This is a genomic window from Stenotrophomonas capsici (assembly GCF_034961085.1).
GTDB lineage: Bacteria > Pseudomonadota > Gammaproteobacteria > Xanthomonadales > Xanthomonadaceae > Stenotrophomonas > Stenotrophomonas capsici.
In genome coordinates, this window is record NZ_JAYFUH010000002.1 from 1 (window position 1) to 1,551 (window position 1,551).

Here is a 1,551-nt window from a genome sequence, read left to right on the forward strand (position 1 = left end):
AGCAGCGCTACCTGATCGACAGCAGCGTGCTGCCGGACTACACCAACATCGCCACCCTGCGCGACTACATCGACGGCCGCTTCGCCGCCGATGAGCGCAGCACGGTGATGGCGCTGCCCAAAGGGGCGGGCGCACGCAAGCGTGGCGCCGACACGTTGCCATCCGCGTCGGCACCGATCGTGCACGTGCTGATCCCCTCCGGGGTGGGCGATGCGCCGGCGGCGCAGCCGCTGATCCGCAGCTGGGCCTACAGCTGGGAGAACATGCACGATGGCCTGGATGGCGTGGCCATCGACATCCCCGCGCTCGACCTGCCGGCCACGCATGACGGCCCGGACGGGAAGGTCATCCCGCTGAACATCCGCATCAAGGACCCGATCTGGCCGGCGCGCGACATGATCGACGTCTCGGTGTCGGTGAAGCCGGGCCAGGCCCGCACGCTGTGGCTGGACCTGCGTGATCGCATCCTCACCGCCGACAGCCTGTGGCTGTCGATCGCCTCGGCCGCACCGGGCTTCAACGCCACCTCGCTGGACGGGGCCGAAGTGCGCCTGGTCTTCAAGGACCGCAAGGAGGCGATCAAGGAGCACGTCGCCGACCGCTTCAACCAGGTGCGCGACAACTGGGGCTTCCTGGTCGAGGAGCACACCACCTCCAAGCGGCAGCGCCTGTATGCGCGCGTCTACGCCGACCTCAGTGACCTGCTGCGGGTGGACCCGGACCACGCGCTCGGCCGCCTGTACTGGAACTACATCAGCTACAACAGCCAGGGCAAGCCACCGTTCACCGCGCCGCAGCCGCCGAAGGGCGTGCCGGCCTGGGCGTTCAACCAGCTCGAAGACCTCAAGCACGTGCGTCGTTTCGTCGACTGGTGGATCGACGAGCGACAGGTGGCGTACGGCGATTTCGGCGGTGGCATCTCCGACGATTCCGACCTGACCCAGCAGTGGCCGGGGCTGGCCCTGATGGGCGTGCAGCCGGACAAGCTCAACGCCTCGCTGACCGCGTTGTCCGACGCGGTGTACCGCAACGGCATGTTCTCCCATGGCCTGAGCACGATCGAGACCGACGAGCTGCATGCCTACGAGGAGGGCATCAACACCAACAGCGCGATGCTGTACCTCAACTGGGGCGACCCGCTCACCGTCGAGCGCCTGATGGAGACGGTGAAGGCCTTCGATGAGCGCATCATCCTGCCCAATCCGCAAGGCCACCTGCTGTTCTCCAGCAACTGGTACGGCGGCAACAAGGTCTACCGCGAGCCGAACTGGCAGTGGCAGAAGCCGTACTCGTTCCCGGCGCTGCACCCGGCGTTCCTGGTTGGTGAGTACAACGCCGACCCGACCGGTCGCAAGCTGGTCACCGGCCTGGCCGACAGCTACCTAGCCCATGCCTACACCGACGACAAGGGACGCTGGGCCTTGCCCAACGAAATCCACTGGGCGACCGGCAAGACCCGCGGCGGCGAGTTGAACCAGGGCTCGGGCAGTGGCGATGTCATGCACCTGTTCTGGGCGGCCTGGCGCTGGAGCGGCGATGACCGCTACCTCA

At 67.1% G+C, this 1,551-nt stretch carries 1 pseudogene; it reads left to right on the forward strand.

The features are described from left to right. Positions 1 to 1,551 (forward strand): annotated as a pseudogene (locus tag VA603_RS00055) (LamG-like jellyroll fold domain-containing protein); the annotation flags it as partial.